The sequence below is a fragment of the Priestia sp. YIM B13551 genome, from assembly GCF_042787905.1.
Classification (GTDB): domain Bacteria; phylum Bacillota; class Bacilli; order Bacillales; family Bacillaceae_H; genus Priestia.
Genome location: NZ_JBHZOX010000001.1, coordinates 489938 through 510725 on the forward strand (window position 1 = coordinate 489938; position 20788 = coordinate 510725).

At 40.2% G+C, this 20788-nt stretch carries 21 protein-coding genes; all 21 read right to left on the reverse strand.

Annotated elements, in window-relative coordinates:
- Positions 1–355: 355 nt before the first annotated feature.
- The 21 genes from ACFX4N_RS02550 to ACFX4N_RS02650 all read right to left on the reverse strand — a co-directional run bounded on the left by ACFX4N_RS02550 (position 356) and on the right by ACFX4N_RS02650 (position 20760).
- The gene (locus ACFX4N_RS02550; RefSeq protein WP_192100421.1) at positions 356–1561 is read right to left on the reverse strand and encodes an MFS transporter; all 1206 of its coding nucleotides are present in this window, start codon (positions 1559–1561) and stop codon (positions 356–358) included.
- 180 nt (positions 1562–1741) lie between these two features.
- Positions 1742–2914 (reverse strand): iron-containing alcohol dehydrogenase, encoded by a 1173-nt coding sequence (locus tag ACFX4N_RS02555; protein ID WP_057273191.1) that lies wholly within the window; start codon positions 2912–2914, stop codon positions 1742–1744.
- A gap of 190 nt (positions 2915–3104) precedes the next feature.
- Positions 3105–3566, reverse strand: a complete 462-nt coding sequence (locus ACFX4N_RS02560) for a GNAT family N-acetyltransferase (protein ID WP_013057080.1) — start codon at positions 3564–3566, stop codon at positions 3105–3107.
- A 39-nt stretch (positions 3567–3605) separates the two neighbouring features.
- Positions 3606–3863, reverse strand: coding sequence for a SunI/YnzG family protein (locus ACFX4N_RS02565; RefSeq protein ID WP_034652033.1), 258 nt, complete (start codon positions 3861–3863; stop codon positions 3606–3608).
- Between the two features lie 68 nt (positions 3864–3931).
- Positions 3932–4678, reverse strand: coding sequence for an MBL fold metallo-hydrolase (locus ACFX4N_RS02570; protein ID WP_057273190.1), 747 nt, complete (start codon positions 4676–4678; stop codon positions 3932–3934).
- 238 nt (positions 4679–4916) lie between these two features.
- A complete protein-coding gene (locus ACFX4N_RS02575; RefSeq protein ID WP_029321808.1) occupies positions 4917–6398 on the reverse strand; it encodes an amino acid permease in 1482 nt (493 codons plus the stop codon).
- Positions 6399–6499: 101 nt separating this feature from the next.
- Positions 6500–6778 (reverse strand): YokU family protein, encoded by a 279-nt coding sequence (locus tag ACFX4N_RS02580; protein ID WP_013057076.1) that lies wholly within the window; start codon positions 6776–6778, stop codon positions 6500–6502.
- Positions 6779–6780: 2 nt separating this feature from the next.
- Positions 6781–8190: a lysine 2,3-aminomutase gene (kamA, locus tag ACFX4N_RS02585; protein WP_013057075.1), complete on the reverse strand. Its 1410-nt coding sequence runs from the start codon at positions 8188–8190 to the stop codon at positions 6781–6783.
- 42 nt (positions 8191–8232) lie between these two features.
- On the reverse strand, positions 8233–8712 hold the full coding sequence (locus ACFX4N_RS02590) for a GNAT family N-acetyltransferase (RefSeq protein ID WP_013057074.1): 480 nt from the start codon (positions 8710–8712) through the stop codon (positions 8233–8235).
- Positions 8700–10220, reverse strand: a complete 1521-nt coding sequence (locus tag ACFX4N_RS02595) for a M81 family metallopeptidase (RefSeq protein WP_057273189.1) — start codon at positions 10218–10220, stop codon at positions 8700–8702. Before ACFX4N_RS02595 ends, ACFX4N_RS02590 begins: the two co-directional genes overlap by 13 nt.
- A 29-nt stretch (positions 10221–10249) precedes the next feature.
- Positions 10250–11707 carry an aldehyde dehydrogenase family protein gene (locus ACFX4N_RS02600; protein WP_098546795.1) on the reverse strand — a complete coding sequence of 486 codons (1458 nt, stop codon included), beginning with the start codon at positions 11705–11707 and terminating at the stop codon, positions 10250–10252.
- Between the two features lie 28 nt (positions 11708–11735).
- Positions 11736–13031 carry an aminotransferase class III-fold pyridoxal phosphate-dependent enzyme gene (locus tag ACFX4N_RS02605; protein WP_013057071.1) on the reverse strand — a complete coding sequence of 432 codons (1296 nt, stop codon included), beginning with the start codon at positions 13029–13031 and terminating at the stop codon, positions 11736–11738.
- Positions 13015–14400 carry an aminotransferase family protein gene (locus ACFX4N_RS02610; protein WP_057273187.1) on the reverse strand — a complete coding sequence of 462 codons (1386 nt, stop codon included), beginning with the start codon at positions 14398–14400 and terminating at the stop codon, positions 13015–13017. The genes ACFX4N_RS02605 and ACFX4N_RS02610 overlap by 17 nt, the downstream gene beginning before the upstream one ends.
- Entirely contained in the window at positions 14388–15578 is a 1191-nt protein-coding gene (locus ACFX4N_RS02615) for a thiolase family protein (RefSeq protein ID WP_057273186.1), read from the reverse strand. The genes ACFX4N_RS02610 and ACFX4N_RS02615 overlap by 13 nt, the downstream gene beginning before the upstream one ends.
- Positions 15578–16240, reverse strand: a complete 663-nt coding sequence (locus ACFX4N_RS02620; protein WP_013057068.1) for a 3-oxoacid CoA-transferase subunit B — start codon at positions 16238–16240, stop codon at positions 15578–15580. The genes ACFX4N_RS02615 and ACFX4N_RS02620 overlap by 1 nt, the downstream gene beginning before the upstream one ends.
- 1 nt (position 16241) lies before the next feature.
- Positions 16242–16898 (reverse strand): CoA transferase subunit A, encoded by a 657-nt coding sequence (locus tag ACFX4N_RS02625; RefSeq protein ID WP_013057067.1) that lies wholly within the window; start codon positions 16896–16898, stop codon positions 16242–16244.
- A 182-nt stretch (positions 16899–17080) separates the two neighbouring features.
- Positions 17081–17410, reverse strand: coding sequence for a DUF3870 domain-containing protein (locus tag ACFX4N_RS02630; RefSeq protein ID WP_013057066.1), 330 nt, complete (start codon positions 17408–17410; stop codon positions 17081–17083).
- Between the two features lie 214 nt (positions 17411–17624).
- Positions 17625–17873, reverse strand: coding sequence for a ferredoxin (locus tag ACFX4N_RS02635; protein WP_013057065.1), 249 nt, complete (start codon positions 17871–17873; stop codon positions 17625–17627).
- Positions 17874–17910: 37 nt separating this feature from the next.
- Positions 17911–18795, reverse strand: coding sequence for a pyridoxal 5'-phosphate synthase lyase subunit PdxS (pdxS, locus tag ACFX4N_RS02640; RefSeq protein WP_029321789.1), 885 nt, complete (start codon positions 18793–18795; stop codon positions 17911–17913).
- 193 nt (positions 18796–18988) lie between these two features.
- A complete protein-coding gene (locus ACFX4N_RS02645; RefSeq protein WP_029321787.1) occupies positions 18989–19972 on the reverse strand; it encodes a quinone oxidoreductase family protein in 984 nt (327 codons plus the stop codon).
- Positions 19973–19986: 14 nt separating this feature from the next.
- Complete coding sequence (locus ACFX4N_RS02650) at positions 19987–20760, reverse strand: enoyl-CoA hydratase/isomerase family protein (RefSeq protein WP_029321785.1); 774 nt, start codon at positions 20758–20760, stop codon at positions 19987–19989.
- Positions 20761–20788 lie beyond the last annotated feature (28 nt).

Consider the following 20788-nt stretch of genomic DNA (forward strand, 5'->3'; position numbering starts at 1 on the left):
ATGGGTTATAGGGTTAATACTAAAGCGAAATTAAAAGCAGGAATTTTGCTATTTGATTATAAAGATATTGTTAGAAAAAATTTAATGAGAATTTTTATAAAATAGATATTAACCATTTATAAAGTTACATCTTTTTCAGCCATCTCATTTAGTATTCTTTTTAATGCAATGTCGGGGTTTAATGCGGGATCCTTTATATTCACTTCTTTCATATTGCGCTACTTTTTCATAGATATATCCATTTTTCACTTTCTTGTTTGAATTTATGTGAACCCTTTTTGTTTCCTATAACGAAAGAGAAAATAAAAAGAAAAAGAAGTGAACTTATGATTCACTTCTTTTTTTGACGTAACATTTATTTCATAGGCTGCAAATGATTATTAGCTTTTTGTTTTGCATCACGCTGAACGAAAAAAATGATGCAAAGCGCCAGAAGATATAAACATGCAAAAGCTGTTATGTACCAAAGTGCTGAGGTAATTCCGCTTGCGTCCATAGTAAAGCCAATAAGCGCAGGAAAAATAGCTCCTCCAAGCCCTGAAAAACCAGTAATTAAACTTGTTACAATACGAGCAGATCCGGTAAATGTATGATTAGCATATACCATCGTAATCGAATAGATACCTGACATTGCAAGCCCTAAAAACCCTAATAAAATATAGCCTGCGACAGCTTCTTTTAATACGATAAACAGCACTAAACTCACAATTGTTCCTCCAATGCTTCCAAAAAGATAGCGTTCGTATGTAACGATTCGAATAATCCATCCAGTAGCCACTCGTCCTATTAGCATAGCCACCCAAAAAACGCTTATGCTTAAAGTAGCCTGTGACGGAATTACATCTAGATACGTGATAAAAATAGACGAAAGAAAATTATTCATACTGCTTTCTACTCCGGCGTACATAAAAATCATCACACTAAAAAGAGCAAGTATTTTCCATCTTTGATTTTTAGCAAGCACAGGCGCAGGTTCTGAGTTGGCGTCTGAAGAATCGCTTTCTGAAGTTAAAACAGTCTCTTTTTTAAAAGGAATCATTTTGCAGACCACAACCATTAGTAAAGCTAGTACACTCGTTATAAAAAATGAAAACCTCCAGCTGTTCTGTGAAATCAATAAGCTAGCTACTAACGGCATCAACAGCGCACCTAGACCAAATGATACTTCTAAATAACTCATAACAATAGCTCTTCTACCGATAAATACTTCCATCATTAAAGTAGCTACAACTACTTCCAATGCGGCTACACCAATACCGTTTAAAAAATTGAATGCAATAATCCACTCAAATGGAGGCAATAAAAGCATACCCATTTGTGATAGCGCTATCATTAGTGCGGCAATTGTAAGTAAATTCATTTCTCTGAAGCGTCCTAATAGAAAAGAAGATAGCGGAACTCCTATCAAAAATCCTAAAGAACCTAATAATACAAGCTGTCCGCCAACTGTATAGGACACATGATAATGTGTTAACAATTGCGGTAAGACGGACCCTACGGCTGTAATGACTAATCCGCCCAGCAAATAAAGCGCATATGAAGCTAGCGCAAACCTTTTCATCTCCCCACTCCCTTAAATTCTCTAAAACTTTCTTTCTGTACTTAATTATAAAGCTTTTCCTTTAGTTGTTAACTGAAATTTGAGAAAAAAACCATTCTTCCTGCTCTACTTAATTTCCAGTCATTTATAAGATAAACCAAAAAGAAGAAGACAGATGTCTCCTTCTTTTTGGTTTTCACTTTACAGTGACGCTTTTAAAATAGCTAAAATATCATCTTTATTTAGTTTTTTAAAGTTACCGAAACCTCCGTACTCCATTTCACGAGCAGCAATTCCAGCAATTTCGTCTAGTCGCTCTTCGCCGATATCGTAATCTGCTAAGCGAGAAGGTGCACCAAGACTGGACCAAAAAGCGCTTAACTTATCGATTCCTTCTAACGCAATTTCTTTGTCGCTTTTACCTGCAGTTTCAATATCGAACATACTTGTCATTACACGCTTCATACGAGTTACATCTTGATCTACAACGTGTCGCATCCAATTTGGGAATAGGATTGCTAAACCGCCTGCGTGAGGAATGTCATATACAGCTGACACTGCGTGTTCAATAGTATGTGAAGCCCAATCTCCAAAGTAGCCCATTTGAAGTGTTCCGTTTAGCGCGATTGTTCCGGAATATAAAATCGTTTCGCGGTGCTCGTAGCTTTGCAGATCTTCTAGTAATTTCGGTGCTGTTTCAATTACTGTTTGTAATACGGAATAGCACATACGATCTTGTAAAGGCGTGTTTTTCACGTTATGGAAATATTGTTCAAATACATGGCTCATCATGTCTACCATGCCGTAGATAGTTTGATCTCTAGGAACAGACATCGTGTTCACAGGATCTAATATAGAAAATACAGGATGCGTAACAGAGCTGCCCCAAACGTATTTTTCATTTGTTTCCCAATTCGTAATAACAGAATCAGGATTCATTTCAGAACCTGTTGCTGCCAATGTTAATACCGTTCCAAACGGCAGTGCTTTTGTAGCCGTTACTTTTTTGTTAATAATATCCCAGACGTCTCCTTCATACTCAGCTCCGGCAGCGATTGCTTTTGTGCAGTCAATAACGCTTCCTCCGCCGACTGCTAACATGAAGTCAATGTTTTCATTTCGGCAAATCTCAATTCCTTTTCGTACCGTAGATAGTCTAGGATTTGGCTCTACGCCCGCTAACTCATGTATATTTACGTTTAACTCTTTTAACAGCGTAAGAACTTGATCGTATAAACCGTTTTTCTTAATGCTTCCTCCGCCGTATACAAGCAAAATATTTTTTCCGTATTTCGGGAGTTCTTCTGATAATACTTGAAGCTGATCTTTTCCGAAGATTAATTTTGTGGGATTATGATAAATGAAATTTTCCATACTATCTGTATACCTCCTAGTTGAATATAAAGTAAGTTGTCGCATTACGCGAACAAGAATGTAAGTATAAATGTAAAACAAAAATTTTTCAAGAGTTAAGTTCTCAAATCGCGTACTTTATTTTATTGAGTAATTAAAATGAAGAAAATGGCTTCTTAGATATAAAAAAGAGAGCAAGTAAATGCTCTTTTTAAAGTTCTTTATAAGCCATTTTTCTATACGTAACAAATCCTTCTTTTTCGTAAAAGCTTTCGGCAATCGTATTATCATTCCAATAATCTAACTCAATTGTATTTATGTCGTTTGTACGAGCAATGCTATAAATTTCTTTCATCAAACTTGAACCAAACCCTTTGTTTTTATAGGATTCTGCGATGTTTATTTGATGCACGTAAATTGACTCGTAAGCTTTTTTAAACACTGTTTCTGAATACTGCTTTATTTCCAGCCAAGCGAACCCTACATGCTGACCTTCGTCTTCTCCTAAAAGAAAGATAAATCTATCGTCTTTCATCACTTTCTTAAAAAATTCATGTACCTGATGAAAATCATATGTTTGAAAATGCTGCGGGTATAATTCTACATGCAGTTGATGAACAGACTGATTAAGCTTGGCAATTTTACCAGCATCGAAAGTACGGCTAATCTTCAATTTTTTCTCTCCTATATATCTCGTATTTAGTAATGGTCGTTATGAATTTATTTCGTTTAATATAGCCGGTGCGTTTGAGGTAAATAACAGATAGTTTTTATTGGTCGTTTTTATAAAAATGCGGTCAGTCGTTCCGTACGGAGGGCCAATTCGAATGGCGTTTGCTTCTTTACCTCCGTACGTGTCATCTTCCGTTACTTCAAGAATGTCTTCTAACGGAATCGTAAAGTGTGAAAGCTGCCATTTTATAATGAGATTATCATTTATTTTTCGGACACTGATAGTTGGTGTAAACATTTTATACATCCCCTTTGGTTTTTATTTTCCCTTACTTGTTCTAGCAAAAAAAACAAGTTCATTTCCCCTTAACTTTCTCCCTGTGCAATGTGTTCTTTTATCCTTAAAATCGCTTCTTTCGGACAGCCTTGAAAATACCCTCCATGATAACAAATAACATGCTCAATGTCGTAGTGTAAGAATTTTTCCAGTGAGTGAACTGCTTGGTCCATATTTAAGGTCGTTTGTTTAACAGGTCCCATTAGTTGTCCATTTGCAAATACTAAAGCATCTCCAGCAACCAGTGTTTTTGATTTTCTTAAATAAAAACTTACATGCCCAGGTGTGTGTCCAGGGGTAAAAATCGGTTCAATGCCTTCACAGTATGGGAGCATTTGACTCCCTTTTAATACTATATCTACGTCAACTTTTGGAGGATTTTTATACAAATATTTTATTTCATCAGGTATAGCTGCTAGCTCTTCGTTACTCATTCGACTCGCATTCGTTTTAATAAGCGGAAGTTTCCCTTCAATATACGGCTTATCAAATTCATGAGCATATACGATGATATTTTCATTTGATTTTTTTCGTATATCAGTCGCACATCCTATATGATCTAGATCTTGATGTGTTAAAAGAATTACTTTTAGCTGTTCAATAGATATATTCAATTCACCCAAGGCCTCTTTCAGTTGATCGGTTTGCCCAGGCATTCCTGTATCAATTAGAATAGCTTCATCGTTATTCCAAACTAATGTAGGATTTAATATTATATCTTGGTCAAAAGCTCTGGCAGTCAACTGTAGCATTTCAACACCTGCAGAAATTCTCATTGCAAACCCCTTTTCTTATTAAAGTACAAAGATTTTCAGCCTCCATAATCGCTTAGCATGCAGTGGTATTCTTGAATTTTATCAATAAACAAAATAAAAACCAGACTGGAAAAAAATCACTTTTTATGCTATGATATCTATAAAATAAAGCTTACTATGATAGATTTTTATAAATGAAAAGGTGAACCTTGTTGTCCAAGGTTCACCTTTTTTACTTATCGTTAGCCGTATAGCTTTTTTATTTCTTATCGTCTCTTTGGATACACTCATGCAAAGGTACAACCTTGGTTTTCTTTGCTATTTTATATCCCCACCACGTCGCTAAAAAGAGAGGCAGACCGATGTATGAGACCGTCAAGCCGTACCAATCAATTTTGTCAGAAAGTACCGCTTGATAATTCTGACCTAGAATAACGATGAGGCACATTCCAAATGCAAGAACAGGACCTAGAGGAAACCATTTTGCTTTATACGCCAGTTCATTTATATCCTGTCCTGAAGCAACATATGCTTTTCGGAAACGATAGTGGCTGATGGCAATACCGATCCACGCAATAAATCCGCTCATGCCTGAAGCGTTTAAAAGCCACATATACATTTGATCGCCAAAAATTGATGTTAAAAAGGCAAGACCGCCAATGATAGTGGTTAAAACAAGCGCGTTTACTGGAATTCCTCGGCGATTAATTTTTCGAAGCGCTTTAGGCGCTTGCCCTTCATTTGCCATTGACCACAACATTCGCGTAGAAGCATATAAGCCAGAAGTTCCGGCTGATAAAACCGAGGTAAGAATAACAGCATTCATCACTGAAGCAGCTGCAGCAATTCCTGCCTTTTCAAAAACAAGCGTAAATGGACTAACAGCAATGTTATCCACATCTCCTCCTAGAAGAGATGGACTTGTGTAAGGAATGATGAGCCCGATTACAGCAATGGCTGCAATATAAAATAGAAGAATGCGCCAAAAGACTTGGCGAATGGCTTTTGGTATATTTTTTTGAGGGTTTTCACTTTCCCCCGCCGCAATGCCGACTAGCTCTGTACCTTGAAAAGAAAATCCCGCGATAAAGAAAATGCTTAGTACGGACAGAAATCCGCCGTTGACCGGCGCTTCTTCTAATGTAAAATTTTTAAAGCCAATATATTCACCGCCAAAAATGCCAAAGATCGTCAGAAGTCCCACTCCGATAAACACAATGATGGTTACTACTTTTACGAGAGCAAACCAATATTCAGATTCTCCATAGCTTTTTACAGATAGGAAATTAAGTAAAAAAATTAAGCCTAAAAACAAAGCGCTCCAGATAATACTTGGCACATCAGGGAACCAAAACTTCATGATAATAGCAGAAGCAGCTATTTCTACAGCGAGCGTAACAGCCCAGTTAAACCAGTAGTTCCAGCCGAGCGCAAAGCCGAGAGCTGGGTCTACATAATGACTGGCGTACGTTGAAAAAGAACCTGAGACCGGCATAAACGTGGCCATTTCTCCAAGACTAGTCATGAGAAAGTAAACCATAATTCCAATGGCCCCGTAAGCAATCAGCGCTCCTCCAGGTCCAGCAGTTTGGATGGATGATCCGGTAGCTAGAAATAAGCCAGTTCCTATTGACCCTCCAATGGCAATCATGGTCATATGGCGTGCTTTTAAATGGCGTTTTATATGCTTATCGTCCTGCTTTTTTTCTTCTTCATTACGATTTATATCGACCGCTTCCATACTTATCCCACCTTTATAAATGAACTATGCGCACATGTTTAACGTAAAGCGTATAAGAATATCCATCTCCTATAAAAAGTAGGAGATGGACTCTTCATTGCTTACTTTGAAAAATCAAAGTAGTTTCGTTTTAATAGACGAGGCAGGCTCATAAGCTGTTCGTACGTTACACTTTTTTCTAAGGCAGAGGTGTTGATTAAAAACAGTTGATCTTCAATGTGTCCTACCGTTTCATCTGTTTGATACGTAATTCCGCATTCTGAACATGTAATGGAAGGCGTCTCTTTAATTTCTATGGCTTTTGTGCCGTCAGGAAGCTCCCAATAAACCGTTGCATCCGTCTCTTTCGCTTCATAGGATTCGCACCATTGACATTTCAATATTATTCCTCCTTCGCTCCCGCCGTTTCGTATTTTTTCATTTGCGTTTCAAATTTTTTCTCTTTTAATTGATCGCGCTTTTCACGCTTGTCTTTCAAAGAGCTATGCTCTGGATTTTGGTCATACGTTTTCCGGCGGTCAAGACGGTTTAGACCTTCCGGCGTTAAGTTGAACTTTGTATCATCAATAATCGAAAGAACACCGTTGCTTTCAAATTTTTCAAACACTTCAGGATATACTTTTTTATAAAATTCTTCTGCGCTACCACTTTGGTAATTTTGCGGCTCCGGATAAGATGTAATAACACCTTCAAAGTTTCGAAGCACTACTTTATTGGAGCTTTGAGAAATAATGTAGTTTGGCTGCAGCGGAATTTTACCGCCTCCTCCAGGAGCATCCACGATAAACGTAGGAACTGCATAGCCGGACGTATGGCCGCGAAGTCCTTCCATAATTTCTAGCCCTTTACTGATCGGCGCACGGAAATGGCCGATTCCTTCTGATAAATCACATTGATAAATGTAATAAGGACGCACGCGAATTTTTACTAAATCATGCATAAGCTGCTTCATGATTGGCACGCTGTCGTTAATTCCGGCTAAAATAACCGCTTGGTTTCCAACTGGAACCCCTGCGTTCGCAAGCATTTCACAAGCACGCTTTGATTCTTCTGTAATTTCAATTGATGTGTTAAAGTGCGTATTTAGCCAAACCGGATGATATTTTTTTAAGATATTGCACAGGTTTTCTGTAATGCGCTGCGGGAACACCACCGGTGCTCTTGTACCGATACGAATAATTTCTACGTGCGGAATATCGCGCAAATTTTTCAAAATATATTCTAAAATATTGTCATTGATTAATAGGCCGTCTCCTCCGGAAATTAACACATCACGGATTTGAGGGTTGGCTGCAATGTAATTAATAGCTGTATCCAGCTGTTTTTTCGGAACCCCCATGCCAATTTGCCCTGAAAAACGTCTTCTTGTACAGTAGCGGCAGTACATAGAGCATTGATTTGTAACTAAAAACAGCACGCGGTCGGGATAACGGTGTGTTAACCCAGGAACCGGTGAATCTTCATCTTCATGAAGCGGATCTTCTAAATCATACCTTGTTTTATGCAGTTCTTCTGAAATAGGAACGGACTGCATTCTGATTGGACATTTCGGATCGTTCTCATCCATTAACCATGCGTAGTAAGGAGTGATATTTAACGGAATCGTTTTGGTTGCAATTTTAACACCTTCTTCTTCTTGAGGTGTTAAATTTATCACTTTCTTTAAATCTTCCAATGTTTTAATCGTGTTTGTCAGCTGCCATACCCAATCGTTCCACTGCTCGTCCGTTACATCTTTCCAAAGCTCGATTTCTTTCCAGTGTCTGCTTGCTTTATATAACGTATTGTTCATTTTATATTCCCTCCAAAGTTTATTTTTTGAATAGATGTTCTACTAAGAAATTGACCGCACCATATAATAGCGATCTTCTCCTTCGCCAAACTCTCCTGCTCGCGTTTCTTTAATGGTAAAGTCCATTTTTTTATACAGCTTCACAGCCCCTTCATTTTTTACATTCACAGTCAAACAAACGCTTTCGAAATTATCTTTTTTTAGAATCGAAAATATTTCTTCTAAAAACAGCTGTCCAATTCCGCTTCCTTGTTTATCAGATCGGACGTAGAAACCAAAGATATAAGCTTTTGTGATATCTTTGTAATCTCGAAGCAGCTCACAAATGGCAATCGGCCTTGCGTCATTTTCCTGGAAATATTGAATAAGCTTGCCGTAGCGGGCTAAAGGTACAAGCGTCTGTTCATCAACGGCTCCCATGCCCGGAAACGCATCTTTTTCAAGTTCAATCATCATCTTTTGCTGCTCCGGATTTAACGATTCCGGCACTTCGATATAGTACTGCTCTTTTAATGCATCCATTTTTCTTTCCTCCTTTTTTCACTTTCATATTTGACATCTTGCAGCGGCCAGATTGGATTTGGAATGTGCTGATAATTAAAGGTCGTTAAGCGATTTGATGCTACGCCTGGTGCATCCACATAGATGATAGCTCCTACAAGCGGCTCAAAAGCGGCTCTGAAATGATTTTTAGCTTTTAAACCGATGATTTTTTTCGTCGCTGGCTCAATGCCGATATGGCGAAAAAGTTCAGGATCGTTTGCTGATACCGGCCTTCCAATCAGCAAAATATCCAATTCTCCTACTCGAATATGAGCTGCACCTTTTACATTTACTTTCAAATGCTGATTAAACGGTCCCGAATTGTAAAACTCACCTTCTGATAAACCAATGACCTTTGCTTCAACTTCAACGGGCTTTCCAAACTCAGGAGAAACTTTTCCTCCTAAGGAAAGAGAGACGTAATTCCCAACTCCTGCTTGCACGCATTGTTCAATAGATTCAGGGTCATAAAGACCTCCAAACAGTGTCCCCGGCATATTTAGCTTCAGCATGTATTCCAAAAGTTCTGTGGTATCGCCGCTTCCGCAGCTTAAAGGATTGTCCGCTATATCAGCGAGCACAATTGGCTGTTCGCTTGATAGTTTTAACGCTGTTTGCAGACCTTCTTCAACGGTAGGCAAATCCACGATAAACTCTTCTTTTATACTCCAAAACTGAGAAGCTAGTTTCTTTGCTACTTTTTCTGCTGTTTCAGGATTCAAAGCTGTTACGAGCACGCTTGCTCCGGCAATTGGAATATCAGAATACGGAAAGCCCCCAAAAATGGAAACATTGTATACGTCTGCTTCTTGCTCGGCTTGCTTAGCAAGATCAATCATTTTTTTCATCGGCCCTTCTGCGGTTCGCATATTAATCGACGGCAAAAGCATAGGCAATTTTTTTAAAGATGCATAATAGATAGCGCTTTCTTTTACTTGTGTTAAAAGCGCTCGCGCAGCGTTCACTCCTTGTTCGTACATATCAACATGAGGATATGTTTTAAAACCAAAATGAAGCGGCGTGTACGTAAGCATATCTTCACTGATATTTGCGTGCATATCGAGCGTAGTAGCAATGGGAACGTTGCTTCCTATACAGCTTCTTATCTGACTTAACAAATGAGCTTCAGGATCGAAAAGATGCTCTACTACCATTGCGCCGTGCAAAGCGATTAACAAACCATCTAGCGGCCCCGCATGAGTAAGTGAGTGCAACATTTGCTTTTCAATTATGTGATAAGCTTCAGAAGATACGATCCCAGACGGAACTGCAGCTGCACAAACAAGGGGAACGATTTCTACCTGCTTCTCTTGCTTTAATACATCTAAAAATCCCCCTACTTCTGTTTTGGTTCCTGAGTATGCTTTATATATTTCCGTTCCAACAAAATAGCCTTCTTGTACAAACTGTTCTATTTCTGTTTTTAATGGACTAAAGCTGTGAGATTCATGATAAAAAAAGGCAATTCCAATGCGATGTGAAGACATGTGCTCCTCCTTTTCGCTAAGGTGCGAGATTAATAGTTGGTGTAGACAGACTTCCATTCTGTCATCACATCAAACGCATGATGAGAAACTTCTCTGTGGCCGTTGCCAGACATTTTCATTCCTCCGAATGCTACCCCCATTTCAGCATTAGATGTTCCGTTATTGATATAGACTAATCCGCTAACAGCGTCTTTTGCCGCTCGGCTGGCATAGTGCAAGCTGCTTGTATAAATAGAAGTGGAGAGCCCGTACATCGTTCCATTATTGACGCTCATTGCTTCTTCATAGCCATTTACTGCAATAAAAGCAAGCACGGGGCCAAAAATCTCTTCTTGAGCAATTGTGTGGTTAGAATGAACGTTATCAATGATAGTAGGCATATAATAACAAGTTCCTAACTCTGATAAAGCACGACCTCCAAACGCAATATTCCCGCCTTCTTCTACCGCTTTTTGTACGTAATCTTCTACTAAACGGCATTGCTGTTCATTAACAAGCGGTCCTATCACAACTCCTTGTTCAAGGCCATTCCCAACCTTCATTTCTTTTGTAAGAGCTATTACTTTTTTCAAAAGCTCTTCTTTTACTGAACGCTCCACGATGACTCTGCTAGCTGCTGTACAGCGCTGCCCCGTTGTCGTAAATGCTGATTTAATAATTCCTTCTGCTGCTTTATCCAAATCGGCATCCTTTAATACAATAACAGCGTTTTTTCCTCCTAGCTCTAAAGAAATTCGTTTTAAGGTTTTGCTGCTCATTTCTGCTAACTGCTGACCAACTTCCGTAGAACCTGTAAATGAGATAATTTTCACTTCAGAGTGCGTAGCAAGCTTTTGTCCAACGATTCTGCCCGATCCTGTAAGCAAGTTAATTGTTCCCTTTGGAAGCCCCGCAGCGTGCAATACTTCCATAAAAATCTTCGCTGAGAGCGCCACTTCTGAAGCCGGCTTCCAGACAACGGTATTGCCAGCGATTAAAGCGGCAAACATTTTATAAGAAGCGAGAGAAACAGGAAAGTTCCACGGTGTAATACATGCCACAACTCCAAGCGGTTCGCGAACCATTTTTATATCTCGGTCAGGAAAGCCAGCGGGCACTATTTCGCCAAACAAACGTCTTCCTTCTCCCGCCATATATTGAGCTGTTGCAATGACGACACCAACTTCGCCTATGGATTCTGTCAGCGGTTTTCCCATCTCTTTTGTCATCACTTGAGCTAGCTCTTCTTTTCTGTCTTCAAAAAGCTCAGCTGCTTTTGTTAAAAATGCTGCACGTTCAGGAATAGATGTATTTTTCCAGTGGCTGTAGGCTGTACTAGCCGCTTTTACCGCATCATCGACTTGACTAGCCGTAGCGGCTGCGCACGTTCCGACGAGCTCTTGTGTTGCAGGGTTTATACTTTCAAAATAGGTTTGCTCCTCTTCACTTATCCACTCGCCGTTAATATATAAATTTCCTTGTAACAGTTCGGTTTTAGTCTGACTCATATTGTTACCCTCCTTTTCATTTAAAAAGCTAGTTAATTGAAACTGCTTCTGTGATGACTTCTTCTAGTAAAGACAGCCCTTGATCCAGCACGTCTTTATCAATATTTAGTGGCAGCATTAAACGAATGGTTTGCCCTTTAACTCCGCAGTTCATAATAAGCAGTCTTTTTTCCAGCGCTTTTGATTTAATAACAGGGACATAAGCAGCTGCTGTTTCAACATGAAATTCAATACCAATCATCATACCAATTCCTCTAACCTCTTTAATAGCCGGTAAATGTCCGATAGAATGCTGAAGGCGTTTAACAATATCAGCGCCTACTTTTTCACTGCGCTCTACAAGCTTTTCTTCTTCAATGATTGAAATATTAGCTAAAGCAGCTGCACACGATACTGGATTTCCTCCAAAAGTAGAACCATGTCCAGCTGTTGGCCATTTCTCATGCAGTTCTCGGCTTGCTACAATGGCTCCTAGTGGCATGCCACCCGAAAGAGCTTTTGCTAAAACTAAAATATCTGGTGTGACTCCAGCATGTTCTGCCGCAAACATTTTCCCAGTGCGCCCAAATCCCGTTTGCACTTCATCAAAAACAAGCAGAATGCCATAATCATTGGCTATGTCTCTCAGTGCGCGTAAAAAGCTAGAAGGAGCAGGGTAATAGCCTCCTTCGCCCATGACTGGCTCAATCACAATCGCTGCTACGCGTGAAGGATCCACTCGCAGTTCAAACAGCTTTTGCAGTTGATTTAAGCAATATGCTTCCGCATCTTCCTCGTCAATATTAGGAAGCTGACTTGGATAGGGATAAGGAGCATGATACACTTCTCCTAAAATCGGTTCATAGTAGCTGCGGTATTTTGAGCTTGAAGCCGTAATAGCTGTAGCTCCTAGTGTACGGCCGTGAAAAGAACCTTCAAAAGCAATGATCGCTGGTCTGCCAGTGGCCGCTTTTGCTAATTTGAGCGCACCATCAATGGCTTCTGCGCCTGAGTTTGAAAAAAACACCGTGTCTAAGTTTCCAGGCGTAATTTGCGCAAGTTTTTCTGCCAAATTCACTGCTGTTTCGTAATAGCCGTAGTTTAAGCCTAGGTGAAGCAGCTGATCTGCTTGTTTTTTAATCGCTTCTACCATCTTTTCATGCGTATGACCCACTGCATTGACAGCTACTCCTGATACAAAATCAATATATTCCTTGCCATCAGCTGTCCAAAATTTCGCACCGTGCGCTTTTTCAATAACAAGCTCTGTTACTCTTGTCATCACCGGTGATAAATGTTTTTTTCCTTTGATTTGAAGCTCTTCTGTTTTATTTTGCACTTTCATATGGCTCATCCTTTCTTATGTGCTGATGAAAAATAGAAAACGCATGATCTAGCAATCTCACTATTTCATCAACTTCTGATTTCGCTATATTTAAAGGAGGACTGATAATGATATGCTCTCCTTTATGTCCATCTATAGATCCGGATCCTGGATAAAAGACGCCTCCAAGCTCCATACAAATTTCATTGAGCTTTTCGCTGGCTGCTTCACGTGGCTCGAAAAATATCTGTTGATTGGCGTCTTTCATTAGTTCTAATCCAATTAAAAGTCCGCGGCCGCGAATATCTGAAATATAAGGATGCTTGCGCTGCAGCGCTACTAAACATTCCATTAAATACGCGCCTTGAGTTTCAACGTTTTGAAGGATATTCATTTCTTCATACATATCCAAAGCAGCAAGACCTGCCGCTATTGAAACAGGATGTCCACTGTACGTATAGCCATGAAGAAATTTCCCGCTGCTATTTTCTAACAGGCCTTGAATCAGACGGTCATGGACAATCATTCCTCCTAAAGGAGCGTACCCAGCTGAAACTCCTTTACCAAATGTTAGGATATCCGGTTCGATTCCGAATTGTTCCACTGCAAAATTAGTTCCGGTTCTCCCAAAGCCTGTCATCACTTCATCAACAATCAAAAGAATGTCATAGCGGCTGCAGAGTTCACGCACTTTTTTAAAATAGTCAAGCGGAGGTACAACAGCTCCTTGCTGACTTCCTACGATGGGCTCTGCGATTAAAGCTGAAATATTTTCTGGACCAAGCTCTAAAATAGTGCGTTCAATATCGGTGATGCAGCTCCAGTTTTGATTTGCCACGCAGTCTTCTTGATTGCGATTATACGGACAGCGATGACAATACGGAGAATAGACGTGCGCAAAATGTAAAAGATTAGGTGTATAAGGATATCGTCTTTTTACATCTCCTCCAGCTGATAGTGCACCTATCGTATTTCCGTGATAGGACTGCCACCTTCCGATTACGATGTGTTTTTGCATCTTTCCGGCATCTCTGTGATATTGCCTTGCTAATTTTAATGCACTTTCATTTGCTTCTGATCCTCCTGATGTAAAATAGACTTTGTTTAAATGAAGTGGCGCCATGTTACCAATTTTTTCTGCAAGTTTATGCAAAACATTCGTTTCAAAACGTAATGTATGAACAAAAGCCGCTTTTTTTGCCTGCTCAGCCATCGCCTCGGCTATTTGTGTAATGCCGTGCCCTAAATTTGCCGCCACGGCCCCAGAGCATCCGTCTAAATACTTTTTTCCTTGTTCATCTATTAAGTAGCTTCCTTCACCGTGTGTAATCATTGGATACTTTTTTGTTAAATCTCTATGAAACACATAGTCTCTTTTTATTTCGTCCATCTTTCCACCACCATCGCCATTCCTAATCCTCCTGCAACGCAAATAGTTGCGAGACCGTATCGTCTTTTTTGCTTTTGGAGTTCATGGCACAGAGTTGTTATGATTCTTGCCCCGGAGCAGCCTAAAGGATGGCCAAGCGCAATTGCTCCTCCGTTTACATTCACTTGTTCTGATGTGATATTCCATTCTCTTAAGCAAGCAATACTTTGGGCGGCAAATGCTTCGTTTAATTCAATCAAGTCCATATCACCTAAGCGTAAACCGACTTTATTTAAAGCAATTTGCGAAGCAGAAACGGGGCCAATTCCCATTTCCTTTGGAGAAACGCCCGCTGCGGCAAACGACACAATCTTAGCCATAGGTGTTAATCCGAGGTGCTCAGCTTTTTCTTCCGACATCATCAGCAGCATCGAAGCGCCATCGTTTCTACCGGATGAATTGCCAGCTGTCACCGTTCCATTCCTTTGAAAAACGGGCTTAAGCGTACCAAGCTTTTCTTTGCTAGTAAGACGAGGAAATTCATCTGTTGCAAAATGCCCCATTCCTTTTTTTCCTTCTTTTACAGGCACGGGGATAATTTCTTCTTCAAACAAATCAAGTTCTATAGCCCGCCTAGCTTTTTCCTGACTATAAAGAGCAAACTCATCTTGTTCCGCGCGGCTAATACTATACTTTTCAGCGAGCCACTCGGCCGTCTGTCCCATCGTAAAAGTTCCGTATAACGTTTCAGGCTGTGATTTTGGCTGACTTTCTGTATTAGAGTCATAGAGTGTTAAATCACCAACGTGAAAACCGAAACGAGTGCCTACCGTATAGTGCGGTGCTTGAGACATGCTTTCCACTCCTCCGGCTAATACCACTTCGGCTTGACCTGATAAAATGGACATAGCTCCATTCATTACAGCCTGCATGCCTGAGCCGCACTGGCGGTGCACCGTATAAGCTGGAATACGTTCAGAGAATTGAGCTTTCAGCCCGGCTACTCTTGCTATATTAGGAGCATGAGCGCTTTGTTTCGTTTGTCCGACAATAATTTCATCAACAATCTCTGACGTATATCCGGCTGAAGACAAATTGTTTTTCATTACGAGAGAGACTAGTTCTTCCGGAAGCGTATCTGCAAGCGAACCGCCAAACTTTCCAATAGGCGTTCGAAATGCATTTACAATCACTGCCATTATGCCGTCACCTCATTGTTTTTATTAAATAATTTAGAAACGCGAAAAGAAGCCTGTGTTTTTTGTTGTACTGTCTCTAAAGAAACACCGGGAGCTGTTTCAAGAAGTTCAAGACCAAGGTCCGTTACGGAAAAGACAGCTAATTCCGTAATAATCATATCGACTCGTCGCTCTGAAGTAAGTGGATAAGTTAACTCCTCAACTAGCTTTGACTCTCCTTGGCTATTCGTATGAAGAGTCGTCACGATCACTTTTTTTGAGCCTTCTAATAAATCCATTGCTCCTCCTACGCCAAGAACACTTTTCCCAGGAACAGCCCAGTTCGCAATTCGGCCTGCTTCATCTACTTGAAGCACTCCAAGAATGGATACATTCACATGGCCTCCGCGTATCATAGCAAAAGAATCAGCGCTGTTAAAAAATGAGGCACCTCCCAAAACTGTGACGGGCAGCTTTCCAGCATTCACAAGTTCTGGATCTACATAGGCTTCTTCAGGAGTAGGTCCAACGCCGAGAATCCCGTTTTCTGAATGTAAAAACACGTGAACATCGGGTGAGATATAATTAGCAACTAAAGTAGGAATGCCGATTCCTAAGTTCACTACATCTCCGTGACAAAGCTCTTTTGCAGCACGCGCAGCAATATATTGTTTGACGTTCATCTTAATTTTCTCCTTTCACTACGATATAAGTAACGTATAAATGAGGAGTTACAATTTCTTCAGGAGAAATCTGTCCAACTTCAACAACTTCTTCTACTTCTGCAATCACGATATCAGCGGCTGTTGCCATCATTGGATTAAAGTTTCTTGCTGATTTGCTGTAAATAAGATTTCCCAGTCGATCTGCTTTTTTAGCTTTTATAAGAGCTACATCTGCGTGCAGCGATTCTTGCAAAACATATTTCTTTCCTTTTAATACTCGTTCTTCTTTTCCTTCCGCCAGCTGGGTCCCTACGCTCACAGGCGTATAAAATCCTCCGATGCCTGCTCCTCCTGCTCTAATTGCCTCGGACATTGTTCCTTGCGGGATGAGCTCCACTTGAAGTTCTTGTTGTTGATAAGCGTGTACAACTTCAGGGTTGGAAGTAAAATAAGACCCTATGGCTTTTTTTACTTGTTTTTTTTGAACCAATACACCTAATCCTTTTCCAGGTTCACCGAGGTTATTACTAATAATCTCTAAATCTTTAAGGTTTGATTTGGCAATCGCTTCAATCAGACTAAGCGGGCTTCCAACAAGACCAAATCCACCTACCATAATGCGTGCGCCATCTGTTATTTTTTCTATTGCTTCTTCGCGCGTGATGATTTTGTTCATTTTGTTTCCTCCTTTTCTTTTTATATTTCACAGCGCTTTACACGAAAAAAAACCAAGCAGGACACAATGACTCCCCAAAGAAAAAGGGATGTCCCCCACTCTTTGTAAAGTGTGTGTGTGTCTGCTTGGTTTTAATAAGACCATGAAAAGAGGTTGTCTTCTCACTTTATTCTAACCAAACGCTATGTAATTTTTTGATTCACATTATCCCAGTAACGTTGGATTGCAGCCTGAAGCGCTACGATAATCGCCTGTTGAGATGGAGCAAAATAATAATTTTGAATACGTTCAATAAGAGGTTCAATTCCATCTGCAAGGCAGTAACCAATAAGCAGCTTCCGGAAAAAATTTTGCGTCAGCTCCGTAATAAACGTAAACTCAGCATTTACAATTTTATGCTCTGTCAGATCCACTTCTAGTACAATTCCCGCATGCTTATACATTTCATACATGGAAGTTCCCTGTGGAGCTTTTGCATATCCTGTCACAATGACTGTATTCAGTATTTGCATGCCCCTTAATCTCCTTTTAAAAACTATTTGATTACTCTGCACTTTTACAATAATAATTCTGAAAGGTCAAATGAGACTAACTCATATGCTTTTAGTTATGTAAGTGCTTTCATTTTTAAGAAGATATGTTCTTACACAACTAACATTTCGCCTTTTCTAGACAAAATCCTTCTTTTCTTTTAAAAAAACTTTCTATTTTTTTATTTATTCCGGTTTATTGAAATTTATTCGAGTCTCCATCAAACTTTTCATCCGCTATACGGATGGACTCTGTTGGACAGCCTTCAAACGCATCTATTAAATCGTCTTCCAGCTCTTGGGGCACTTCAACCGTGCCTTGATTATCATCAAGTATAACGAACGCAATTCCTTCATCATCATAATCATAAATATCAGGTGCCGCAGCTCCGCATGCACCGCACGCAATACACGTTTCTTTATCGACTATCGTATATTTCCCCATGGTCATTCTCCTAACTAAGTTTAAAAGTTATTACTCATTACCAGCCGCGTTCTTGCATACGATTTTCTGGTAATAATGATGAAATTTCAATTCCTTTCATTGCACTTCCTAATCCTTTTGACAAGTTTGCAATAAGTTCATAGTCTTGATAATGCGTTGTTGCTTCCACGATTGCTCGCGCAAATTTTTCAGGGTTGTCTGATTTGAAGATTCCTGATCCAACGAACACACCGTCTGCTCCTAGCTGCATCATTAACGCTGCGTCTGCGGGTGTTGCTACGCCGCCTGCTGCAAAGTTTACAACCGGTAAACGGCCTTCACGTTTAATTTGCAGTAATAGCTCATAAGGCGCACCTAATAGTTTAGCTTCTGTCATTAACTCGTCTTCATCCATGCCTACAACTTTACGTACTTGAGCGTTTACTTGGCGCATATGACGCACTGCTTCGACGATGTTTCCTGTTCCTGGTTCGCCTTTTGTACGCAGCATCGAAGCACCTTCACCAATTCGTCTTGCTGCTTCCCCTAAATCACGGCATCCGCATACAAATGGAACCGTAAATGTACTTTTGTTAAGGTGATATTCCTCATCAGCTGGAGTGAGTACTTCACTTTCGTCAATGTAGTCTACACCCATTGCTTCTAGCACGCGTGCTTCAACAATATGGCCAATACGAGCTTTCGCCATAACTGGAATGGATACAGCGTTCATCACTTCTTCCACAATTGTTGGATCTGCCATACGAGATACGCCGCCTGCTGCACGAATATCGGCCGGAACGCGCTCTAACGCCATAACGGCAACAGCGCCTGCTGCCTCTGCAATTTTTGCCTGTTCTGCATTAATGACGTCCATGATAACGCCGCCTTTTTGCATTTCTGCCATTCCCCGCTTCACGCGGTCCGTTCCATTTCTCACCATATTCAATTCCTCCTTTATATGTTCAAACACTTATTATGCAACTTCCATGCCAGTGTTAAAATATAGAAGAAATTAGTAAAAAACATTGATTTTTATGCCAAATTATTAAGCGGTTTTTAAAAAATTGGCAGGTGAAAGCCAATTTTTTAAACCAAAACAGCTCCCATCCCTATTAGAGACGGAAGCTGTTTTGTTAAGGAACTAACACTAATTTTCCGGTCGTTTTTCTTCCTTGAAGCAGACGATGTACATCTGCCGCTTCATCAAGTGAAAATGTGCCGCCCAGCATTAATTTTAGCTGACCGGAATTTACGTAGTTTAATAGCTCATGCAGGCTTTGCTGATAAAGCGCTGGTTTTGCCATCATTTGAGGTAAGAAAAAGCCTAGAACCGATTGATTTTTTTCCATCAGGCGGGCAGGGTTAAATTTTACAGGTTTTCCGCTAGCCATTCCGTAAAAAACGAGGCGCCCAAATGGTGCAAGACATTGAAGAGATTCATAGAATATATGCCCTCCTACCATTTCTAAAATAATATCGGCTCCTTTTCCTTCCGTTACTTCTAAAATTTGTTTTTCCCAGCCTGTTTCTGTATAGTTAATCGTTTCGTCAGCTCCGAGATTTTTTGCAAGCTCAAGCTTTTCTTTGGAGCTCGCTGTAGCAATAACTTTTCCAGCTCCAAACATTTTGGCAAGCTGAACAGCTAAGGTTCCAACACCGCCTGCTGCCGCATGAACAATGACGGTTTCTCCTTTTTCAAGGCGACCCATTGTTTTTAAAATATGATAAGCCGTGAGTCCTTGAAGAGGCAAAGCAACCGCTTGTGTTAAATCCACATTCTCCGGCAACGGAATAAGGCCTCTTGAATCTGCCAGCGTGTACTCAGCGTATCCTGTTGCTCGATTAGACCCTAGCAGCGTCACGACTTTTGTACCTACTTGTATCCCTTTTACATCCTCGCCTACTTCAACCACTTCGCCCGCTACTTCAGAACCTGGGATAAAAGGCAGCGGTGTTTCGACTACGTATGCTCCTTCACGCCGCGCAGCGTCGGCGTAATTAACGCCGATTGCCGCAACTTTAATGAGCACATCTTTCTTTTTTGGTACAGGGCGTGCAATATCGATAACTTGAAGAACATCAGGTCCCCCGTACTGCGTAAATTGAATGGCTTTCATCTTATATCCCCCTCTTATTTCCCTTGAAATAGTGGCTTTCTTTTTTCTTTAAACGCAGATATTCCTTCTTGATGATCTCTTGTTTCTACCATAAGAACTTGCGTTAGCCTTTCTTGTTCAAGGACTTGTTCTAACGTTAAATGAAAGGAATCGTTGACAATTTTTTTCATTTTCCCATACGCTTTCGTTGGTCCTTGTGATAAGCGACTTGCAAAGGATGTGACCTCATCTTTCAGCTGATTTAACGATACTACACGGTTTAAAAAACCAGCTTTGTAAGCCGTGTCGGCATCCATAGGCTCTCCTAAAAATAATAGTTCCTTCGCTCTATGGGGACCAACGACCTTTGTAAGAAAGTAAAGGCCTCCTCCGTCTGAAATCAATCCAACTTGAGAAAAGCTTAATACGAACCGACTTTCTTCTGACGCAATGATAAAGTCAGAAGCAAGAGCTAAATTAAAAGCCGCTCCTGCTGCAAATCCATGAACTGCTGAAATAATTGGCTTCTCTAGATTTTGCATCGCTAAAATACATTCATTTAAACGGCCGATATGTTCATAAACATCAGATCCGGATGCTTGACCCATCGTTTTCACATCGCCTCCGGCAGAAAACGAGCGCCCTGCTCCATTTAATATAACTACTTTAATAGACTCATCGCTTTGTGCCTGTTTTATTTCAGCTGTTAACTTTTCAATCATTTCTTCACTGAATGCATTTAAACGCTCCGGCCGATTTAACGTTAAAGATAAAATAGTCCCCTGCTTTTCTACTACTAAATCACTCATAATTTCAATTCCCTCCTCTTTAATTTGC

What these genes read in the sequence shown, in the direction of transcription:
- ACFX4N_RS02550 (WP_192100421.1), bottom strand. Translation starts at nt 1,561, where the DNA reads ATGAAAAGGTTTGCGCTAGCTTCATATGCGCTTTATTTGCTGGGCGGA.
- ACFX4N_RS02555 (WP_057273191.1), bottom strand. Translation starts at nt 2,914, where the DNA reads ATGGAAAATTTCATTTATCATAATCCCACAAAATTAATCTTCGGAAAA.
- ACFX4N_RS02565 (WP_034652033.1), bottom strand. Translation starts at nt 3,863, where the DNA reads ATGTTTACACCAACTATCAGTGTCCGAAAAATAAATGATAATCTCATT.
- ACFX4N_RS02570 (WP_057273190.1), bottom strand. Translation starts at nt 4,678, where the DNA reads ATGAGAATTTCTGCAGGTGTTGAAATGCTACAGTTGACTGCCAGAGCT.
- ACFX4N_RS02575 (WP_029321808.1), bottom strand. Translation starts at nt 6,398, where the DNA reads ATGGAAGCGGTCGATATAAATCGTAATGAAGAAGAAAAAAAGCAGGAC.
- kamA (WP_013057075.1), bottom strand. Translation starts at nt 8,190, where the DNA reads ATGAACAATACGTTATATAAAGCAAGCAGACACTGGAAAGAAATCGAG.
- ACFX4N_RS02590 (WP_013057074.1), bottom strand. Translation starts at nt 8,712, where the DNA reads ATGGATGCATTAAAAGAGCAGTACTATATCGAAGTGCCGGAATCGTTA.
- ACFX4N_RS02595 (WP_057273189.1), bottom strand. Translation starts at nt 10,220, where the DNA reads ATGTCTTCACATCGCATTGGAATTGCCTTTTTTTATCATGAATCTCAC.
- ACFX4N_RS02600 (WP_098546795.1), bottom strand. Translation starts at nt 11,707, where the DNA reads ATGAGTCAGACTAAAACCGAACTGTTACAAGGAAATTTATATATTAAC.
- ACFX4N_RS02605 (WP_013057071.1), bottom strand. Translation starts at nt 13,031, where the DNA reads ATGAAAGTGCAAAATAAAACAGAAGAGCTTCAAATCAAAGGAAAAAAA.
- ACFX4N_RS02610 (WP_057273187.1), bottom strand. Translation starts at nt 14,400, where the DNA reads ATGGACGAAATAAAAAGAGACTATGTGTTTCATAGAGATTTAACAAAA.
- ACFX4N_RS02615 (WP_057273186.1), bottom strand. Translation starts at nt 15,578, where the DNA reads ATGGCAGTGATTGTAAATGCATTTCGAACGCCTATTGGAAAGTTTGGC.
- ACFX4N_RS02620 (WP_013057068.1), bottom strand. Translation starts at nt 16,240, where the DNA reads ATGAACGTCAAACAATATATTGCTGCGCGTGCTGCAAAAGAGCTTTGT.
- ACFX4N_RS02625 (WP_013057067.1), bottom strand. Translation starts at nt 16,898, where the DNA reads ATGAACAAAATCATCACGCGCGAAGAAGCAATAGAAAAAATAACAGAT.
- ACFX4N_RS02630 (WP_013057066.1), bottom strand. Translation starts at nt 17,410, where the DNA reads ATGCAAATACTGAATACAGTCATTGTGACAGGATATGCAAAAGCTCCA.
- ACFX4N_RS02635 (WP_013057065.1), bottom strand. Translation starts at nt 17,873, where the DNA reads ATGGGGAAATATACGATAGTCGATAAAGAAACGTGTATTGCGTGCGGT.
- pdxS (WP_029321789.1), bottom strand. Translation starts at nt 18,795, where the DNA reads ATGGTGAGAAATGGAACGGACCGCGTGAAGCGGGGAATGGCAGAAATG.
- ACFX4N_RS02645 (WP_029321787.1), bottom strand. Translation starts at nt 19,972, where the DNA reads ATGAAAGCCATTCAATTTACGCAGTACGGGGGACCTGATGTTCTTCAA.
- ACFX4N_RS02650 (WP_029321785.1), bottom strand. Translation starts at nt 20,760, where the DNA reads ATGAGTGATTTAGTAGTAGAAAAGCAGGGGACTATTTTATCTTTAACG.